This window comes from Candidatus Symbiopectobacterium sp. NZEC135 (assembly GCF_025962695.1).
This window is the reverse complement of record NZ_JAGFPF010000643.1, coordinates 1-1,094: the sequence shown is the minus strand read 5'-3', so window position 1 is coordinate 1,094 and position 1,094 is coordinate 1. Positions and strand designations below refer to the sequence as shown.

The 1,094-nt window shown below is 33.4% G+C and carries 1 protein-coding gene; it reads left to right on the top strand.

Annotated elements, in window-relative coordinates; genetic code table 11:
* The coding region (locus J5224_RS29410; protein ID WP_264628605.1) for a deaminase at window positions 1-787 on the top strand (787 nt) is incomplete at its 5' end.
* Window positions 788-1,094 lie beyond the last annotated feature (307 nt).

Below are 1,094 nucleotides of genomic sequence, written 5' to 3'. Positions count from 1 at the left end.
ACAAGTTGGTGCTGCTATTCTAGATAGAAATGGAAACATTATTTCAACTGGTCGAAATGACGTTCCTAAGTTTGGTGGAGGGCTTTATACTTATGAAGATGAAGAAAATGATTTTAGATGCATTCACAAAGGTGGCCGTTGTTATAATGATTTACATAAAAACAAAATAAAATCCGGAATTACTCGTGAATTAAAAAAGGAAATGAATAAATTTTTTGAAGAGAATAAAATTGTACAAGATGAAACTCTAAAACAACTTCCATTAGATGGACTTTATGAAAAAATAGCTGACGAGATTTTTGATAAAACGCCAATCGGTTCTTTAATTGAATATTCTAGAGCGATTCATGCGGAAATGGATGCTATAACTACACTAGCTAGAACTGGCGATGCCTCCACATATGAAAAATTAATGTTCACAACTACTTTCCCATGTCATAACTGTGCTCGACATATAGTAGCAGCTGGAATTAAAGAAGTTATATATATAGAGCCTTATGAGAAAAGCCTGGCACTGGACCTCCATGATGATGCGATCAATGATGCAAATAGCAGCAATCCGGAAAAAGTCTCTTTTATTCAATTTGAAGGTGTATCGCCTAGGAGATATCATAAATTTTTCTTTGCTACAGCAGATAGAAAGAAAACAGATGGAAAAGCCGAAGAGTTTACTACAAAATATAAAAATCATGTAGATATACAATTTCTGGATAGTTATCAATCAATAGAGGAAAAGATATCTGGTAACTTCTTTAAAAAAATTAAGCGTGTTGAAGGGGAAATATAACACAGCGAATCGTTTCTGAAACTGAATTTTTTAGCCATTATGTGAATTATATATTTTGAGGTCGAGTAGCGATTAACATGATGAAATATTCCTTTGTTTTGAACTGACCTGTTAAAAATTGAAGCTTAGTGTTTCATTGTGTTGATCTGATCGTGGTGATAAAAAAGAGCGCTGAAGCGCTCTTTTTTAACTTAATGCTGAAACTCTCGTTGATGTTGAATAGTATATTCAAACTCTCTGATTTCAGCAAACACATGCGTGGCATGATGGTTTGTATCAATTGAAACCCAATTTGTTGTATTTCCTA